Consider the following 18,816-nt stretch of genomic DNA (forward strand, 5'->3'; position numbering starts at 1 on the left):
TTGTACTTTAGAGCAATTACCATTGAAACCGGACACTTGTAAATGAAATCGCTGTTCAAGAAAAAGATGCCTCCCATTGTGGGTTTAGACATAGGCACACGTCAAATAAAAGCGGTATGGCTAGAACATTCAGTCAATGGCTACATGCTTCAAGGCTATGCTTGTGAATCTATCAATAAAGTGGCTTTTTCAGAGCGCGATATTAAAGATTACGAGGCGGTAAGTTTAGCACTTAAAAAAGTGCGTAACAGCTTAAAAACTAAAATAAAGCAAGCTAATGTCGCGGTAGCGGGTACATCGGTAATCAGTAAAATCGTTTATATGGAGCCCGACCAAAATGATTATGAACTTGAAAGCCAGATAGAAATTGAAGCTGACAGTCTTATTCCTTTTCCCCTTGAAGAGGTTTACTTAGACTTTGAAGAGCTTGGCCCAAGTGAAACACACTCTGGTAAGGTCAATGTTCTGTTAACGGCTGCACACAAAGATTTAGTCGATAGCAGACTGCTATTGTCTAGAGAAGCGGATTTCGAACCTAAAATTGTTGATGTGGAAAATTACGCGATTGGGAATGCCATCGACTTTTTCTACAATGGAAAAGTAGAAGATGAAGCCATTTGTGCCATTAATGTAGGTGCATCATTACTTCAAGTGAGCGTGCTACGTAACGGCAATGTTGTCTACACAAAAGAGCATGCATTCGGTCTAAATAACTTAATCAACGATATCAGCGCTATTCAAATGATTGAGCGTGAGGAAGCCGAACGTCTATTAATGGATGATTCATCATCTAACAGTTGGGTAGACGAAGTTTTACCTATCTTTGCCGCTAACTTACAGCAAAACATAAATCGTGCGTTACAAATGTATATGACGACATTTCACGTTGACCGCCCTGCAAAAATTTTACTTTGCGGCGGCGCTGCCACTATTCAACCTTTAGTCGACATATTACGCCAAGACTTAGGCTTACAAGTTGATGTATTCGATCCCTTCTTAGGCATGACTATGAACCCTAAGTTAGATTCTCAGCGGTTACGTCGTATCGCCCCACAGCTAACTATTGCTGCAGGCCTTGCTAGCCGGAGTTTCACATCATGGCACATGTAAACTTACTTCCTTGGCGAGAACAACAGCGCCAACATCAGAAGCAACAGTATCTAATGGGGCTCGTCGCCGTTGCCGCTATCGTGGGGTTAATTTTTTGGTTTATCGGTCAAGCCATCGACCAACAAATTAATCATCAGAATTCAAGAAACCAGTTTCTTGAACGAGAGATTGGCTTACTAGATGCACAAATAGCAGATATAAAAAATATAAAAGAAAGCAAAAATGCGATTGAACAGCGCATGGCCCTAATTGAGCAATTACAGGCTAGCCGAAATGTAGCGGCCATTATTTTTGATGAGCTGGCTAAAATCGTACCTGTGGGTGTGACCTTCCAATCCATGAAGCGCATAGGCAATAAGTTAGAAATTGAAGGCATCAGTGATTCAAATAACCGTCTTTCTGATTTTATGCGTTCATTAGACAACTCTGATGTTTTTGTGGGGGCTGAATTATCCTCTATAAAAGCTGACACCAATGCTTCTCGCGCAATAAGCACCTTCACGCTTACCTTTATGGTTAGCCCTTCGGTAGCACCGTTGGAGCAAGACGCTGAAGGGGAGACTAAACAATGAAGTTTGATGTAGAAAAGCTCAAAGAACTTAATGAACTAGACTTTGAGCAAATCGCAATTTGGCCCAACGAAGTACGCATCGTGGTTGCTGCTTTTGTGGCAATCTTAATTGGTGCGCTTAGCTATTATCTGCTTATAAGCCCTAAATTACCTATTCTTGAGGCCGCAGAATTAAAGGAACAAGAGCTTAAACTGCAATACGAAGCTAAGTACCGAATAGCGGTAAACAAAGAAGCGTACCGGGAACAGCTCGCGCAGCTAGAAGACGACTTTTCTTCCATGCTGAAAAGCTTACCGACTAGCAATGAAACGCCAGGTTTACTGGACGATATCACCTATGTAGGCACATCATCTGGCCTTACTTTTAAGCTATTGAACTGGCAACAAGAGGTACCTAAAGAGTTCTACACCGAACTGCCTATTGAAATTGAAGTCAGCGGCGGCTATCACCAATTTGGAGAGTTCGTCTCTAAAGTGGCTGGACTACCTCGTATTGTCACCTTGCATGACTTCGATATTTTACGGCAAAGCAATGGGCTCACCTTGCAATTGCAAGCGAAAACCTACCGTTCAGAAAATAGTACCGGTATAGGCGGAGGCTCTGACTGATGCGCTATTTCTTAGTTCTTGCCGCGGTTGTTATGATAACCGCTTGCTCACCAAAACTTGATGACTTGCAGGCGTACACACAGAGCGTGAGCGATAGTGCGGTTCATAATATTGAACCCTACCCTGAGTTTGCCACCCCTAAAACCTTTATATATTCGGCGGGCGAATTGCCTAGCCCTTTTGATTCGCCCAAAGAAAATACGCCACCACTAACACAAACTCGACAACAAAACTGTGTTCAACCTGACTTTGAACGCACAAAGCAGAAATTGGAAAGATATGGCTTAGACTCATTAGGGTTGACTGGAAACTTTAAAAGCCAAGGCGTTGAATGGGCGCTAGTCACTAGTAATGACGGTATTCTACATAAAGCCAAAATTGGCAGCCGCATCGGTTTATTTTACGGTAAAATCACTGGAATTAATCCAAACTCACTAACAATAGAACAGCTTATACCTGATGGCGCAGGTTGCTGGCAGAAAAAAGAGATAACGTTGAGCAAAACCTCAACGTCAGGAGAGAAAAAATAATGGCTGAGCGTTACTTATTTAACAAATCTTTAAATCGTAGAAGCTCTCGCTGGCCTTGGTTGCTGTGCTTTGCTGCCATTTGTACGGTAGTGATGGTTTATGTTTCGCCCGCCAAAGCGTTACAGCCCGTATTGTACGACCCAAATGACGACACCCCGTCAACGCGAATTACCGGCGTAGACTTTACCCGAGAAGCCAATAATACCGGCGTTGCGTTAGTCACCTTTGAAGGTGCTTCGCCTACACCACAACTCGTTGAATCTCAGGGAAAGGTCACCATTACCCTCGCTGATAGCGTGTTGGATGAAAGTCAGCTCGTTGAATTAAACGTGACAGAATTTTCCACGCCAGTATCAACCATTGAGACCTTTCAAGACGAAAAGAATACGCGCATAGAAATTCTCTACAGCGATACCGTGACCGCTCGCCACGCGATAGACGATAACGTCATTCGCATCAAAATTGAGCCGATGAGCTTGTCGCAACAAGAAGAGTTAGAGAACAAGAAAACCTATACGGGCGACCCTATCTCGCTAGATTTTCAAGACGTTCCTGTACGTCAGGTATTACAAATTATCGCACAAGTTAACGGCTTCAACTTAGTGACCACAGATACGGTGACCGGAAATGTCACCATAAGTCTATCTGGTGTACCTTGGGATCAGGCCCTTGATATGATTTTGCGCGTTAAAGGCTTAGATAAACGCTTAGAGGGCAATATCTTGTTGATTGCGCCAACCGAAGAGCTTACCGCCAGAGAGACCCAAGCACTGCAGTCGAAAAAGCAGGTATCTGATTTAGCGCCTCTTAGCACGGTAAATATCTCGGTAAATTATGCCAAGGCAGCTAACCTCGCAACTATCTTAAAATCTTCAGAGGGCGGCATTTTATCTGAGCGCGGGACAGTTACCGTAGATGAGCGCACCAACACGATGCTTATTCGAGATACGTTACCTTCCATTGATGAAGCAAGAAAAATGATTGATGCGTTGGACATTCCCGTCAAACAAGTATTAATCGAAAGCAGAATGGTGACCGTACTTGATAACGTGGATGAAGAGCTAGGCGTTCGCTGGGGCTTAAGCGATAGAGAAAGTGACAGTGGTGTTTCCGGGAGTATTGAAGGCGCTGAAACTATTGCAGGCGGCTCTATTCCGAGTATTGACGACAGACTAAACGTAAACCTTCCGGTTTCGGGTGCAACGGGCACTATTGGCTTTCAAATCGCCAGCTTGGTTGATGGCACCATATTAGATTTAGAGTTGTCAGCACTTGAATCTGAAAACAAAGGTGAGATTATCGCCAGTCCACGTATTACCGTGGCGAACCAACAAGAAGCATATATTGAACAGGGAACCGAAATTCCTTATGTTCAAGCTACCTCAAGTGGTGCTACGTCGGTTGAATTCAAAAAAGCGGTGTTATCGCTTCGTGTAACACCGCAAATTACGCCAGATAACCGTATTATTTTGGATTTAGTGGTTACCCAAGATACCCGTGGTGAAACCGTGTCTACTTCAACCGGTGATGCGGTGGCCATTGATACCCAAGAAATCAAAACTCAGGTCTTGGTAGAAAACGGTGAAACCATCGTATTAGGCGGTATTTTCCAGCAAACGAGTACCGATAGCGTGTCAAAAGTGCCATTATTTGGTGACCTGCCGTTTTTAGGTGTGCTGTTTCGGAATACTTCGGAGTTTCAAGAGAAACGTGAGCTACTTATATTTGTAACACCGAAAATAATTACAGAAAAACCGTAACAACCTATAATTCAAGGTAAAATGCGGGCTGAGAGCTGTCCGCTTTTTGCGTTTTCTCGTACTGCAATGCCCCTGTATTTACATTATAGTGCTAATTGTTTTCAACAATACTTGCAAGGGCTTGTTAGAAACTGAGATAATCGCGGTCTCGAAATTTTAGCGAGGTTAAAGGAGTAGTGCTTATTGGACATTAAATAAGCACGAGTCAATGGGTAGGCTGGTAAGGCAACAGTGCATGCCCCTAACATGATAAAGTTGTGATATAAGCAAATATGGCTGAAAAACGTAATATCTTTTTGGTTGGCCCAATGGGTGCTGGCAAAAGCACCATCGGTAGACACCTGGCAGACGAACTTCACCTGGATTTTTATGACTCCGATCAGGAAATTGAGCGCCGTTCTGGTGCTGATATCGCCTGGATCTTCGACCTTGAAGGCGAAGATGGATTCCGTGCGCGTGAAGAAAACATCATCAATGATTTAACAGACAAGCAGGGTATCGTGCTTGCCACTGGTGGCGGTTCAATTGTAACCAAAGCAGTTCGTAATCGTTTGTCTGCACGAGGCATTGTTGTTTACTTGCAAACTACGATTGATAAGCAAGTTGCTCGAACACAGCGCGATAAGCGTCGCCCTTTGCTTCAAAACAACGATCCGGAGCAAGTACTTCGCGATCTTGCAGATTTGCGTAATCCTCTTTACGAAGAAGTTGCAGATTATGTAGTTGATACTGATGACCAATCTGCTCGCGCAGTGGCAAATCAGATCATTAGTAAAATCGGTTTATAAATAAAATAATTAGGAGGTGCTACGCCCATGTCAACCTTAACTGTGGAACTTGGCGAACGTAGCTATCCTATACATATTGAGGCCGGGTTGCTTAAGCAGCCTGGCCTTTTTGTGCCTTATATAAAAGGTCCGTTAGCGGTTATTGTTACCAACGAAACCGTTGCGCCTCTATACCTTGATACCGTGAAAGCGGCATGTGGTAGTAAGCAAATTGAAACCATTGTATTGCCTGACGGTGAACAATATAAAAACCTTGAGCAATTCGAGGTAGTCATGACCCGCTTACTTGAGCTCAACGCGGCTCGAGATACCACCCTAATAGCATTAGGTGGTGGGGTTATTGGCGACTTGTGTGGTTTCGTGGCTGCAACATATCAACGTGGCGTACCCTTTATTCAAGTGCCCACTACCCTACTTTCACAAGTAGATTCTTCTGTGGGTGGTAAAACTGCGGTTAATCATCCTCTAGGCAAAAACATGATTGGCGCATTTTATCAGCCAATTTTAGTCGCTATTGATACACAATCACTGTCTACGCTACCTCCCCGTGAATTCTCTGCTGGTATGGCGGAAGTCATAAAATACGGCATCATTTATGATGAAGCCTTTTTCTCTTGGCTTGAAGCGAATGAGCAAGCACTAAAGCAGCTAGATGAATCAACCCTTAATGTTGCCATTAAACGCTGCTGTGAAATTAAAGCAGAAGTGGTCGCTAAAGATGAACGTGAAGGCGGACTAAGAGCTATTTTGAACTTGGGTCACACGTTTGGTCACGCAATTGAAGCTGAACAAGGCTACGGCAACTGGTTACATGGCGAAGCAGTGTCAGCTGGTACTATAATTGCTTGTGTAGCTGCAGAGCAGTTAGGTTGGTTTACAGCGTCAGAAACTCGTCGCGTACGATCACTCTTTGAGGCATTTTCACTTCCAGTGGAAGGGCCTAGCACAATGAGTAAAGCAGATTATGTTAAGCATATGAAGCGCGACAAAAAAGTAGAAGCCGGTAATATTCGTTTTGTGCTTCCTAAGAATATGGGCAATGCTGTCGTCACTAAAGATGTGACTGACGATATGCTTACTGAAATTCTACGCTAGCCATTTACTGGCACACCTAACTAACACCAACATTCGTTTTCTTTGCTAGCCCTTTACACATGTATCGGGCTTTATGGGGTTATTGCGCATGCACAGTGAATTGCATGAACGTCTTGAGTATTTAGTTAATTATTCCTCTCAACTGGTTTTTGTCAGCGGCGACTCTATTGCAGAGCAACAGCAAACCCTTGAAGCCTTCGTCTACCAGCAGCATGACGATACTGAGATAGCGTATTTAACCGCTGAATCCAATATGGAAATTTCTGACTACCGTGGTCAGTTGTGCCGTCAGTTGTTAGGTCAAGTAGTCGGCAGTTTCGTACGCCCTCTTAACGAACTTTTATCCGCGCTAAATAACCATGAGGGTCCAGTCCTCATTGCTATCACGCAAGCCGAGCACATGCCCGACAAACTGCTTCAAGAATTATGGGATTTGGTGTTACAAAGCCGCTTTGCAGGTAACAAGCAGCATTTGAACGTATTACTATTTGCCACAACCAAGTGGGCTGAAAATGCTAAAAAATGGCTTCCAGCCAAAAATACCGATACGCCATTGCTTATTAGTAGCCAGTCCATTTCTTCAAACCTTCAAGGTTCAAAGCCCCAAGGCTCTGAATTAGATAGGATGATTTCCCAGCGCAGAGAAGCGTTTCAAGCTCATCTTGATAAACGAAACCTTCCTATGGAAACTGCCCCGTCTAATCCACTTACTTCTACGGGGTTTTATATTGCGATTGCCTTAGTATTCTTATTAACTTTTGGCGGGTTGGTTACCTGGCAGTATGGTGATTCAATATCGTCATTATTTTCACCTATTGAACAACAACCTAAGCCTTCTGAGGCTGAAATTGTGGTACCAGGCTCTGCTTTTAGCAAAGTCGCAGACAACCACGTTGAGCAGCCTAACGCGCCAACGTCAGATAATGAGAGCAATGTAGAACTGGTGACTGACTGGAAAGGGGCCGTTTCTTCGCTTAATGGCGATGTAACAAATAACACCTTGGCAGGCAGCACTGACACCGCTAATGGCTCTGTGACAGACCTCGCAGTTAAAAGTAGCCCTGTTGTGCCGGCATCGCCAGTAGTGGGTACAACAACGCAAAGCAGCAACCAAGAGCCTCGACAATCAGTAGTCGCCCGTGAAGTGGCTAATAGCGCACCTTCGAACGCGACTGATAGCAGTGCATCTACGCCCGCAACAAATCAAGCCCCGCCGCAAGCCCCCTCGGTTCAACAAAGTAGCGCAACGGTGCAAGAGCAACCATTAAGCGATGATGGGACAACCCGTGAAGGTGTTACCGCCACTAGCGCAGAAATTTTACGCCCTGACATGGTTTTACCCAACGACTTTGTGATTCAAATGGTAGGCATTAAAGATAAAAGCGTGGTTCGCCAATTTATTGCTCAACATAACTTGTATGCCGTGACCCGACAGTATGTGACTACGCGGTATGGCGGTGATTGGCATGTAGTTGTTTTTCATCAACCATTTCGCTCATTAACAGAAGCTCGAGCAGCGCTGTCCGCGTTGCCCGATTACCCGACTAAGAACGAAGCGTTCATTAAACGTGGGCAGCAAATTCTAGACGAAATGGCACTGGTAGCTGGCGAATAATAGTACGTTGTGCCCATTGTACTGACTTCAAACAAAAGAAAAGCCGTCAGCTTTACGTTTCATGGTTGTTCCATCGTATGAGGAAAGATACAATCTATCTTTAGCGTGGTATTGCGAAGTAATTGCAACGCCACTCCCCAGAATTACGCCAAACTCGGCGAGTACCGGATTGACAACCGTCTATATTCCGTGCAGGTAGTAACGTTTACGCATGATGCAGAAGAAAAACCGGGCCTTTTTAAAATGGGCCGGTGGCAAGTACAGCCTAGTAGAGCATATTCAGGCAAGGTTACCTCAAGCAAACAAACTTATTGAACCGTTTGTAGGCGCGGGGTCAGTGTTTCTGAACACTCAGTATAAGCGGTATTTGCTGAACGACATCAACCCTGACCTTATAAACTTGTACAACTTCTTAAAAGTTCAGCCCGATGCCATCATCCACGACGCACGCAGTTTCTTTAACGGCGAACGTAACGATGAGAAAATGTACTATGCATTGCGAGAAGAATTTAATGCAACCGAAGACGAGTACTACCGAGCTATTTTGTTTCTATACCTCAATAGGCATGGGTACAATGGATTATGTCGCTATAGTTTAGCGGGCAGGTTCAACGTCCCTTTTGGGCGCTATAAAAAGCCTTACTTTCCTGAGCATGAAATGTTTGTGTTTGCAGAAAAAGCGCAAAAAGCCACGTTCACTTGTTTACCCTTTGAAAAAGTATTTACTCGTGCTCGCCGTGGAAATGTCATTTATTGTGACCCACCCTACGCGCCTATCAGTAAAACAGCTGCGTTTACGAGTTATGCGGCACGCAGTTTTGGGCAAGACGCGCAAGAAAAGTTAGCTGAACTCGCGATGCGATCAGCAAAAAAGCGGGGGATCCCCGTATTGGTGTCTAATCACGACTTGCCACTTACCCGCTCCTTGTATAAGGGCGCAGACTTCAGCATGTTGTCGGTAAAGCGCTCCATCAGTCAAAATGGTGCTACTAGAAAGCCTGTAGATGAAATTTTGGCGTATTTCCCGCCTAGCACAGTAGTAAAAAAGCCAAAACGAAATCAACGCAAAAGTATGGTAGCGAAAAAATAATTAGTAACCGGTGAGCCACTTCACAAACATCATTAAAGAGACCACCATCATGGCAACTAAAATTATGCCAATGATCAGAAAACTAACAAAAGTTCCTTTCGTGAAATCACGCTCGTAGTTTTTATGGCTTTGTACACCGAACACACCCGCGACAACACTCATAAGCACTGACCAGAAGCCGGTACCCGGTTGTTGACTCATTACTGATAAGTCTTTTGTTGGGGAATTGTCATGCTACTTGCAGTCTTACTTACTGTCATCATCATGAAGTAGCTCAAGCAAGTCGAGAAAATGGAACTGAAATGAAGGCGATTTTCCCGCTATCCAAGACAGCCAACTGACTTCAGTAACGCCGTCTCTGTCTCTGGCACACTGATTTTGCACATGGCTAGCAGGTAACTTAGGGTTAAAACGAGAAGAAGGTTGAAACTCGCACACCGAGGCTTCCGAGCCCGAACGTGGATAGACCGCTACACTAACTAGCGCAACAATGCCGCATACTGCATAAAATGGAAGTACTTTCATCCTGAACACTCCTTACGCTATTTTGCTTTGAACTTCATTATAAATAAAACCTTATTAGTCACAAGATAATATTCAATAATGATGAATATTAATACTAACTTCATCAGTAAAAAAAGCCTGACACATAAGTATCAGGCTTTTAGATTCAGACATTCGAAACAACTAATCTATTGTTTTCGAGGTCATTTTAAACTTACAGTTCGAAGTCCATGCTGTAAGCAACAGTGAACTTAACTGCATCGTTATCTAACGAATCTTCATCACCACTGTCATCTAAATCAGTACCGGTTACTGCGAAGCTAAATCCATCTTTCGCAATAGACACACCCCAATCTGCGTAACCGCCAACTACACCGTTGAAATCTTCCGCAAAATCACCTTGGTGGTAACCAACGTGGAAACCTAGTTCCGAACCATTTAGTACTTCTAAACCATAATCAAGGGAAACATAAGTCGCTTCACCAAAACCGTAATCACGGTTATCAGCTTCATCCGCTTCGGTATGAGCAAGAACAGAAAGGGTCAGACTTAAACCACCCATACCAACAGAGCCGTATACTTCAGCGAAGTCAAAGTTTGCTGCAGCATCATAGTTGTAATAAAGGTAACCGAAGTCGTAGGAGATATCGTTAGACTCACCAGAGAATCCAAAATACATATCGTGTTCGTACGAGTAATTATCATCTGAACCGTATTTCACGTTTGATGCCCAAGTACCTGCGTAAAAGCCACTTTCGTGTGCGTAGTCAATTCCGCCCTGAACGGCAGCTTCATTCATTGTTTGCGTTAGACCACGCCAAATGTAGTTACTTGTCGCGCCAGCGTTAGCTGTAACTTCTGCGTAACTAGGTAGCGCAGTAAATAGGCATGCAGACGATACTGCAGCAGCAAGCAATGTGCTTTTAGTAGATAATTTCATGTGTGTGTTCTCCGTGAAGTTCCAAAACTTGTTTTAATTAATTTTTCTGTCTTGATTTTTCTTATATTTGAGTTGGATCACGCAAGAGTGATGCCCACTTATTGCACATATACCAGCACTTGCAAAAAACGCATAAGCACTTGATTTATATGAATTTAAAATAAAAACACTTAAACAAAAACAATTTAACGGCTAAGATGAGTGCACAGAAATGCACCAAAAAAATGCAACCTCACCAATAGCGTGCAATTAATTTAATCTTTTACCCCCCTAATATTTACTTATCTGTAACACGTCATCGAATGCAATCAGCGCTGTTTTCAACTGCTAACTTTCGGTAAACTTCACCTTTTAGCACGTGCATTGCCTCGTAAATAGGGAAAACCGATGAAACCATTTTTGATTGCACCCTCAATTCTGTCTGCCGATTTTGCCCGGCTAGGAGAAGAGGTAGAGAACGTACTGAGCGCAGGTGCCGATGTGGTTCATTTTGATGTAATGGATAATCACTATGTGCCCAACCTCACATTTGGCCCTATGATCTGCGAGGCTTTAAGAAAATATGGCATTACTGCACCTATTGATGTGCATCTGATGGTGAAACCGGTTGATGACTTAATCGAAAAATTTGCCGATGCCGGTGCCACTTATATTAGTTTTCACCCTGAAGCATCAGAGCATATCGACCGCTCACTACAGCTTATTATTGATGCAGGGTGTAAACCTGGCTTAGTCTTTAACCCTGCCACGCCTTTGCATTATCTGGATCATGTCATGGACAAGTTACACCATATCCTTATTATGTCGGTCAATCCGGGCTTTGGTGGGCAAAAGTTTATTCCTAGCACTTTAGATAAAGTGCGCGCCGTTAAGCAACGAGTGTTACAAAGCGGTCACGATATAAGAATAGAAATTGACGGCGGCGTAAAAGTCGATAACATTCACGCCATTGCGGAAGCTGGCGCTGATATGTTTGTAGCCGGTTCAGCTATTTTTTCCGAGCCAGATTATCGCGCAGTTATTGATGACATGCGCAGTGAATTATCTCGTCTTTCTAAGGCGTAACTAAACAACGTTAACGTACAGGTACACATTATGAGTAACAAGCCTATTGTATTAAGTGGCTGTCAGCCTTCTGGACAACTTACCCTTGGTAACTACATGGGTGCGCTTAAACAGTGGGTTTCCATGCAAGACGATCATGATTGCCTATATATGTTGGTAGATTTGCACGCCATTACGGTTAGGCAAGATCCTAAGCAATTGTTTGAGGCCTCGCTTGATGGACTAGCTCTATACCTTGCCTGCGGTATTAATCCAGAGAAAAGCACATTATTTTTGCAGTCTCACGTGCCTCAGCACGCCCAGCTTTCATGGGTGCTAAATTGTTACACCCAAATGGGTGAACTAAATCGCATGACACAATTTAAAGATAAGTCGGCAAAAAACGAGAATAATATTAATGTTGGCTTATACGGTTATCCGGTATTAATGGCCGCAGATATTTTAATGTACCAAGCAGACAAAGTACCTGTTGGTGATGACCAAAAACAACACCTTGAGCTTACCCGTGATATCGCAAATCGTGTGAATAACTTGTACGGCGAAATATTGCGCGTACCTGAGCCTCATATCCCTGAGTTCGGCGCTCGTATCATGAGCCTACAAGAGCCTGAAAAGAAGATGTCGAAGTCTGACGTTAACCCAAATAACTTTATTGGTTTGCTTGAAGATCCTAAAAAGATTACTAAGAAAATTAAACGCGCGGTAACCGATTCAGACGAGCAAGCTAACATTTACTTCAATCCACAGGAAAAGCCAGGGGTATCGAACCTACTTACTTTACTGTCGCTGTCGACAGGTAAGACGATAGATGAGCTGGTTCCCGCTTACGAAGATAAAATGTATGGTCACTTGAAGGGTGACGTAGCAGAAGCGGTAGTGGGACTACTAGAGCCAATTCAGCAACGCTATGCCGATATTCGTACGAATCGTGACTACTTAAACGATGTCATGCGAAATGGCGCTGAAAAAGCATCAGCCCGCGCAGAAGAAACCCTTAAAAAGGTGTATGAAGCCGTTGGTTTTATTCCAAAGCCTTAACTAGTGTTGCATTGAACAGGTTAGATTGCCGTGTTGCTGTTAATTGATAATTTCGATTCATTTACTCACAATCTAGCCCGTTACCTTACTGAATTAGGTGCTTGCGTTAAAGTGGTGAGAAATAACGCCCTTAGCATTGCCGATATAGAAGCCTTATCGCCAAGTCATTTAGTGATTTCACCCGGGCCCTGTACACCTAATGAGTCAGGAATTAGCGTAGAGGTGATTAAGCACTTCGCTGGGAAAATTCCATTACTTGGTGTGTGCTTAGGCCATCAAGCCATCGGCCAGGTTTTTGGTGCTTCTGTTATCGGTGCAAAAGAAATTAAGCACGGCAAAACCTCTGCGCTCTTTCATAAAAACCGAGGCCTGTTTAATGGGTTTGAACAAGGTTACGCGGTAACTCGCTATCACTCATTGGTGCTTGATGAAAACCACTTCCCTAACGTTTTAAATATAGATGCGTGGTGCGTGACTGATGATGGGGAAAAAGAGATTATGGGAATCTCTCATAACGCACTCCCTATCTGGGGTGTACAATTTCACCCTGAATCCTTACTAACCGAGTATGGTCACGATATTTTAAATGCTTTTCTAAATGCTTAGGCCGTCACTCTTATTTATTCTGCCAAGGGTTCAGAATAAACTTAAGCTATATGGCTTCCTGCCGATAAAAAAGTTCTGCAGTTATTCGCATTTGGCGTTGTTTTTGTTTACTTTTTATAGGTTAATCAACAAAGCGCCTTTGTAAGTAGTATATTTAGGAAGTAGGGCGACCCAATGCACGGCATCTATGAACAGACGCACGAACAGTTACTTAGCAGGAGCTACTTTAAGATGACGACCCCAGCATCGACCCCGCCGCCTATCGATGAGCGCTTTGAGAGCCTATTAATTTCTCCAGAGCTTGCGATGAAAATGCTGGGAAAGCGTGGTCCTGGTGAAATCAGCTTTGAACAATCTGAACAAGGTGACGCCCGCAGACAATTACTTCACGTAGAAAAAGTCGCTATTGAGAATAAGCGCCTAAAAGCGCAATCTGATGCCTCATATACCGAAACAGTTAATCATTACTTGCATGAAGTCTTGTTAGGTGAGCTTACCGAGCAGCTATCGTTTACCTCCGACGTTTTCAACAACACATTAAATTTAAGTGATGACACGGGTGCTTTACTCGACGCGCTATCGGTACGCGCGGCATCGGTATCAAAACTAGAACCTATTGCAGCTAACTTACCTTGGCTTTATGACGAGTTGATGCAAGTCGTGAACTCTCCGGCTTTTAGAAGACGAGACTCCAAAGGTAGGGTAATCGTGGTGGAAACTTTCAGAACGGCACTTAGCTTCTTAGGCATTGAGAATTTACGCCTGCTTATTCCTTCTCTTATTGTAAAACGTGCCATGCCTCAGGTAACCGACCCGTACCCTTGCATTAAACTTAAACTCACTCAGTTTGCGCACGGCACGGCGGTATCCGCTAGGCACCTCGCGCCGCACTATAAGCTTAACCCGGTTCAGGCTTATAGTTTTGGTATGCTCAGTCAATTAGGTCGCTGTGCCATCATCCGCTTGTACTTCAAGTTGTTTGATAAGGTGCAGCTTCACCTATTGACCGAAAGCCAAAAAGACAAAGAGCGCATGCGTCATGAAGCTTTATTAAAGCTGGCACCATCGGCGAATTACCTAATTGCATTACAAGATGAATATGCTGATGCATTATCCGCCGACCTTATTGAAAACATGATGTTGAAACGCTTATTTATTGGTGATGCGATGCGTCAATGTGCCAACAGAGAGCCCTGTGAAGTAGGCTCCATGTCTAAGCTTCTACATCAAGCTCGCACCTATTCGAAGGTAAGAATGCTGCATCAATCACGTATGGTTGAAGTGGCAGAGGTAAAACCAATGATTAAAGAACAAGAATATCCATCAGGTGCATTGGAAAAACTAAGATCTGTTGATATTTTCACCCTTCCTTTATCAAGGGAGGAAGAAAACAGCTAATTTTTTGTGGATATTCATGCAAATTAGCCAAATATCTCCTTTTACCCTCATTTGACCCACGCCAGATCAACGCGCTCTGGCTGTGAGATTACACACCTAATTCACCTTTTAATTACACTATTCCTAAACAATATGGCTTAGTAGTAAATAGTTATTCACTTTTCCTGCAAATTAAGCCAGAGTCCTTGTATATAAAGGGCTGCAGCCATTCACAAACAAGACAACTCCTTAAAAAAATGGCATACTCTCCGGTAATTTCGTTTATTTTTCCGCCTGCTCGAGGTCTATTGTACCGACACGGGCGCTTAAAACAGAGGTAACAAAAATGACAGTAACTCGCGCAACGTTTGATGAAGTGATGGTGCCTAACTACAATCCTGCGGGCATGGTACCCGTACGCGGAGAAGGTTCGCGTGTATGGGATCAAGATGGTGCTGAGTACATCGACTTCGCTGGCGGTATTGCCGTGAACGTACTAGGTCATTGTCACCCTGAACTCGTTAAGGCGCTTAACGAACAAGGCAGTAAGTTGTGGCACTTGAGTAACGTATTCACCAATGAGCCAGCCCTTCGCTTAGCCTCTAAACTGGTCAATGCCACGTTTGCAGAGAAAGTGTACTTTGCTAACTCAGGCGCAGAAGCCAATGAAGCCGCATTAAAATTAGCACGTCGTTTCGCATTAGATAACTACGGTGAAGATAAAAACCAAATTATTGCCTTCAACAAAGGGTTCCACGGCCGTACTTTCTTTACCGTAACCGTTGGCGGACAGGCCGCATATTCAGATGGTTTTGGTCCTAAGCCTGGTGCTGTTGAGCATTGCGACTATAACGATTTAGCCGCTTTCGAAGCATTAATCTCAGACAACACATGTGCCGTTATGATGGAACCCCTTCAAGGCGAAGGCGGAATCATCTCTCCTGATATTGAATTTATCAAAGGCGTGCGTGAGTTGTGTGATAAGCACAATGCCTTGCTCATTTTTGATGAAGTGCAATCGGGTGTTGGCCGTACTGGTCACCTGTATGCCTATATGGGCTTAGATGTGACACCTGACATTTTAACTACCGCAAAATCGTTAGGCGGTGGCTTCCCTATTGGCGCTATGCTAACAACTACTGACATTGCCGCGCATTTAAAAGCAGGTACGCATGGAAGTACCTACGGCGGTAATCCACTAGCCTGCGCTGTAGCTGAAAAAGCCTTTGATATTGTTAACCAGCCTGAAGTACTTGAAGGCGTGCTACACAAAGAAGCCTTGTATCGTGAGCTTTTAACAGCCATCAACGACAAGTACGAGGTATTTTCTGAAGTACGTGGGCAAGGTATGTTGCTTGGCTGCGCGTTAAACGAAAAATACCAAGGCCGCGCTCGCGACTTTATGATGGCCGCAACAAAAGAACACCTTATGTGTTTAATTGCTGGCGCTAACGTTATTCGTTTTGCTCCTTCTTTGGTTATTCCTGATGAAGATATTAAAGAAGGTCTAGCCCGCTTTGAACGTGCCGTTGCCGCTGTTGTGAACGCCGAATAAACGCCAATTTAGCGAGTAGCGAACATGAATATAATTCGCCCTATTACACAAGCTGATTACCAGGCTTTGTACGACATTGCAGTAGAATCAGGTATTGGGTTTACCTCGTTGCCGGTTAACGATGATCTGCTGCATAGAAAAGTCGACCGTGCGCAAGAAGCTTTCACCAAAGCTAACGTGACCCAACCCGGTGATGAGTCGTACCTGTTTGTAATGGAAGATACGACCACCGGCGAAGTAGTGGGCACTTCAGGTATTGAAGCAGCCGTAGGCATTGATGATGCGTTTTACCACTATCACTTGAGTAAAGTGGTACATGCCTCTCGCGAGCTAAACATTCACAATACGGTTGAAATTCTAACCTTCTGTAATGACTACACGGGTGTTACTGAGATATGTACGCTGTTCTTAAGGGAGCAGGCGCGTGGAGGCATCAACGGGCGTTTTTTATCGAAAGTGCGCTTCTTGTTTATGATGGAGCATCGTGAACGCTTCTCTGAAACGATTATTGCCGAAATGCGTGGTGTAAGTGATGAAGAAGGCCGTTCGCCTTTTTGGGAATGGCTTGAAACCCACTTTTTCTCAATGGACTTTCCTACTGCCGACTACTTAACCGGTATTGGTAATAAGGTGTTTATTGCAGAACTGATGCCTAAATATCCTATTTACGTCAATCTATTAAGTAAAGAAGCACAAGCGGTTATTGGTCAGGTTCATGACAAAACCCGCCCTGCCCTGCAACTGCTAGAAGGCGAAGGCTTTAGTTGTCGCGGTTACGTCGATATTTTTGATGCAGGTCCTACGGTAGAGGCCAATCTCAGTCATATCCGAACGGCACAGTCTAGCTTAAAAATGCCAATTGTCATTGATGATGCGGCGGCCGCACAAGGCCAAACCCACTACATCATCAACACCTCTGTTGCAGACTTTCGCGCGGTAGCCACCGAAATAGGGGTTAACGAAGAGCAAAATATTGCCGTGCTTTCACGTCAAGCGGCAGCCGCTCTGAATGTGCAAGAGGGCGACCATGTTCGTCTTGCACCTGTAAAGTTCAGAGACTAATTGAAGGACACTTTTTTATGTTACATACACACTTTATCGACGGTCAATGGGTGACCGGTGAAGGGCACAACCTAGCCTCAATCGACCCCGCTAAAAACCAAGTTATTTGGGAAGGTAAGTCAGCCTCTCCTAGTCAAATTGACTTAGCAGTGAAAGCCGCTCGTGCCGCTGCCCCTGCATGGGGAATGATGACGGTTGAAGAACGTTTAAGCATTATTAAGGTATACGGCGAAAAGCTAGGCGAAGCGAAAGCGCACCTAGCTAAAGTGATGGCAAAAGAAACCGGCAAACCTGAGTGGGAAACGGCCACAGAAGTGGGCGCCATGATGGGTAAAATTGCTATTTCTGAAAAAGCATATTTCGAACGTACCGGCAATGTGGAAAACCCTATGCCTGTAGGTAAAGCCTTCATTCGCCATAAAGCCCATGGTGTTGTAGCCGTATTCGGCCCGTATAATTTCCCTGGTCACTTACCCAATGGTCACATTGTACCTGCGCTTATTGCAGGTAATACCGTGGTATTTAAACCAAGCGACTTGACCCCTATGGTTGCCGAAGAAATGGTTAAACTATGGGAACAAGCAGGCTTACCAGCTGGCGTACTAAATTTAGTACAAGGTGAAGTTGAAACCGGTAAAGCGCTAGCGTCACACAATGGTATTGATGGGTTATTCTTTACCGGAAGTTCACGTACGGGCAAAATTTTACACGAACAGTTTGCGGGTCATCCAGGTAAAATTTTGGCCCTTGAAATGGGCGGAAATAATCCGTTAATAGTGAAAGACGTAGCCGATATTGATGGTGCGGTTCACGATATCGTGCAGTCGGCCTTTATTACGTCGGGACAACGCTGCACCTGTGCACGCCGTTTGTTTTTGCCTGCCAATGCACAAGGTGATGCCACATTAGCCCGTCTTCTTGAAGTCACTAAAAACATCAAAATTGATGACTATGACGCAGAAGATCAGCCTTTCATGGGCGCAATGATTTCAGCCAATGCTGCAGCATCTATGGTTAAAGCGCAGCAAGAACTTGAAGCTCTAGGCGGCAAGGTGTTGTTGCGATTAGAACAGCCTGATCCCCAAAAGGGTTTCGCCACCCCAGGTATTATTGATGTCACTGACATGCTATCTAAATTGCCTGATGAAGAGCACTTCGGCCCATTGCTTAAGGTTATTCGCTACACCGACTTTGATAGTGCAATTGAAGAGGCGAACAATACCAGCTTTGGCTTATCAGCAGGATTGCTAGCTGATAACGAAGAAGACTACCGTTACTTTTTTGCACGTATTCGTGCAGGCATTGTTAACTGGAATCGCCCTATTACGGGTGCAAGCAGTGCAGCACCGTTTGGTGGCATTGGTGAAAGTGGAAACCATCGCGCCAGTGCATTTTATGCCGCCGATTATTGCGCATTCCCTGTCGCCTCGGTAGAGCTTGAAAAAGTGACCTTGCCGGGCAAGTTAAGCCCTGGCCTAACACTTTAAATAAACCAATACAG

Annotated in this window: 19 protein-coding genes; 16 read left to right on the forward strand and 3 right to left on the reverse strand. The window is 44.3% G+C overall.

The window, feature by feature from the left end:
* Nucleotides 1-42: 42 nt before the first annotated feature.
* The 9 genes from pilM (at nucleotide 43) to AAC006_RS05965 (ending at nucleotide 9,168) form a co-directional block, all read left to right on the forward strand.
* The gene (gene pilM, locus AAC006_RS05925; protein ID WP_126872943.1) at nucleotides 43-1,110 is read left to right on the forward strand and encodes a type IV pilus assembly protein PilM; all 1,068 of its coding nucleotides are present in this window, start codon (nucleotides 43-45) and stop codon (nucleotides 1,108-1,110) included.
* Nucleotides 1,098-1,682, forward strand: a complete 585-nt coding sequence (locus AAC006_RS05930) for a PilN domain-containing protein (RefSeq protein ID WP_013785660.1) — start codon at nucleotides 1,098-1,100, stop codon at nucleotides 1,680-1,682. The genes pilM and AAC006_RS05930 overlap by 13 nt, the downstream gene beginning before the upstream one ends.
* The gene (locus AAC006_RS05935) at nucleotides 1,679-2,290 is read left to right on the forward strand and encodes a type 4a pilus biogenesis protein PilO (RefSeq protein ID WP_013785661.1); all 612 of its coding nucleotides are present in this window, start codon (nucleotides 1,679-1,681) and stop codon (nucleotides 2,288-2,290) included. Before AAC006_RS05930 ends, AAC006_RS05935 begins: the two co-directional genes overlap by 4 nt.
* A complete protein-coding gene (locus AAC006_RS05940; protein ID WP_013785662.1) occupies nucleotides 2,290-2,820 on the forward strand; it encodes a pilus assembly protein PilP in 531 nt (176 codons plus the stop codon). The genes AAC006_RS05935 and AAC006_RS05940 overlap by 1 nt, the downstream gene beginning before the upstream one ends.
* On the forward strand, nucleotides 2,820-4,580 hold the full coding sequence (locus tag AAC006_RS05945) for a type IV pilus secretin PilQ family protein (protein ID WP_126872944.1): 1,761 nt from the start codon (nucleotides 2,820-2,822) through the stop codon (nucleotides 4,578-4,580). Before AAC006_RS05940 ends, AAC006_RS05945 begins: the two co-directional genes overlap by 1 nt.
* A gap of 272 nt (nucleotides 4,581-4,852) precedes the next feature.
* Nucleotides 4,853-5,368, forward strand: a complete 516-nt coding sequence (gene aroK, locus AAC006_RS05950) for a shikimate kinase AroK (protein ID WP_013785664.1) — start codon at nucleotides 4,853-4,855, stop codon at nucleotides 5,366-5,368.
* A 27-nt stretch (nucleotides 5,369-5,395) separates the two neighbouring features.
* Nucleotides 5,396-6,463, forward strand: a complete 1,068-nt coding sequence (aroB, locus tag AAC006_RS05955) for a 3-dehydroquinate synthase (RefSeq protein ID WP_208805939.1) — start codon at nucleotides 5,396-5,398, stop codon at nucleotides 6,461-6,463.
* An 88-nt stretch (nucleotides 6,464-6,551) separates the two neighbouring features.
* A complete protein-coding gene (locus tag AAC006_RS05960) occupies nucleotides 6,552-8,078 on the forward strand; it encodes an SPOR domain-containing protein (protein ID WP_288388474.1) in 1,527 nt (508 codons plus the stop codon).
* A 211-nt stretch (nucleotides 8,079-8,289) separates the two neighbouring features.
* Entirely contained in the window at nucleotides 8,290-9,168 is an 879-nt protein-coding gene (locus AAC006_RS05965; RefSeq protein ID WP_126872946.1) for a Dam family site-specific DNA-(adenine-N6)-methyltransferase, read from the forward strand.
* On the opposite strand, the gene AAC006_RS05970 is transcribed toward AAC006_RS05965, so the two are convergent.
* From AAC006_RS05970 to AAC006_RS05980, 3 genes are all read right to left on the reverse strand, one after another.
* On the reverse strand, nucleotides 9,169-9,369 hold the full coding sequence (locus AAC006_RS05970) for a DUF2970 domain-containing protein (RefSeq protein WP_013785669.1): 201 nt from the start codon (nucleotides 9,367-9,369) through the stop codon (nucleotides 9,169-9,171).
* A 45-nt stretch (nucleotides 9,370-9,414) separates the two neighbouring features.
* Nucleotides 9,415-9,693 carry a hypothetical protein gene (locus tag AAC006_RS05975; RefSeq protein ID WP_126872947.1) on the reverse strand — a complete coding sequence of 93 codons (279 nt, stop codon included), beginning with the start codon at nucleotides 9,691-9,693 and terminating at the stop codon, nucleotides 9,415-9,417.
* Between the two features lie 193 nt (nucleotides 9,694-9,886).
* On the reverse strand, nucleotides 9,887-10,612 hold the full coding sequence (locus tag AAC006_RS05980) for a TorF family putative porin (RefSeq protein WP_126872948.1): 726 nt from the start codon (nucleotides 10,610-10,612) through the stop codon (nucleotides 9,887-9,889).
* Nucleotides 10,613-10,999: 387 nt separating this feature from the next.
* On the opposite strand from AAC006_RS05980, the gene rpe reads away from it, so the two are divergent.
* The 7 genes from rpe (at nucleotide 11,000) to astD (ending at nucleotide 18,802) form a co-directional block, all read left to right on the forward strand.
* Nucleotides 11,000-11,677 carry a ribulose-phosphate 3-epimerase gene (rpe, locus tag AAC006_RS05985; RefSeq protein ID WP_288388475.1) on the forward strand — a complete coding sequence of 226 codons (678 nt, stop codon included), beginning with the start codon at nucleotides 11,000-11,002 and terminating at the stop codon, nucleotides 11,675-11,677.
* A gap of 30 nt (nucleotides 11,678-11,707) precedes the next feature.
* Nucleotides 11,708-12,715, forward strand: a complete 1,008-nt coding sequence (trpS, locus tag AAC006_RS05990; RefSeq protein WP_288388476.1) for a tryptophan--tRNA ligase — start codon at nucleotides 11,708-11,710, stop codon at nucleotides 12,713-12,715.
* A 30-nt stretch (nucleotides 12,716-12,745) separates the two neighbouring features.
* Complete coding sequence (locus AAC006_RS05995) at nucleotides 12,746-13,321, forward strand: aminodeoxychorismate/anthranilate synthase component II (protein ID WP_339890908.1); 576 nt, start codon at nucleotides 12,746-12,748, stop codon at nucleotides 13,319-13,321.
* Nucleotides 13,322-13,552: 231 nt separating this feature from the next.
* On the forward strand, nucleotides 13,553-14,719 hold the full coding sequence (locus AAC006_RS06000; RefSeq protein WP_288388478.1) for an HDOD domain-containing protein: 1,167 nt from the start codon (nucleotides 13,553-13,555) through the stop codon (nucleotides 14,717-14,719).
* 325 nt (nucleotides 14,720-15,044) lie between these two features.
* Entirely contained in the window at nucleotides 15,045-16,253 is a 1,209-nt protein-coding gene (locus tag AAC006_RS06005; RefSeq protein WP_126872952.1) for an aspartate aminotransferase family protein, read from the forward strand.
* Nucleotides 16,254-16,277: 24 nt separating this feature from the next.
* Nucleotides 16,278-17,315, forward strand: coding sequence for an arginine N-succinyltransferase (gene astA / locus AAC006_RS06010; RefSeq protein WP_126872953.1), 1,038 nt, complete (start codon nucleotides 16,278-16,280; stop codon nucleotides 17,313-17,315).
* A gap of 17 nt (nucleotides 17,316-17,332) precedes the next feature.
* Nucleotides 17,333-18,802 carry a succinylglutamate-semialdehyde dehydrogenase gene (gene astD, locus AAC006_RS06015; RefSeq protein WP_126872954.1) on the forward strand — a complete coding sequence of 490 codons (1,470 nt, stop codon included), beginning with the start codon at nucleotides 17,333-17,335 and terminating at the stop codon, nucleotides 18,800-18,802.
* Nucleotides 18,803-18,816 lie beyond the last annotated feature (14 nt).

Origin of the sequence: uncultured Alteromonas sp., assembly GCF_963976965.1 — a bacterium.
Classification (GTDB): Bacteria; Pseudomonadota; Gammaproteobacteria; order Enterobacterales; family Alteromonadaceae; genus Alteromonas; species Alteromonas naphthalenivorans.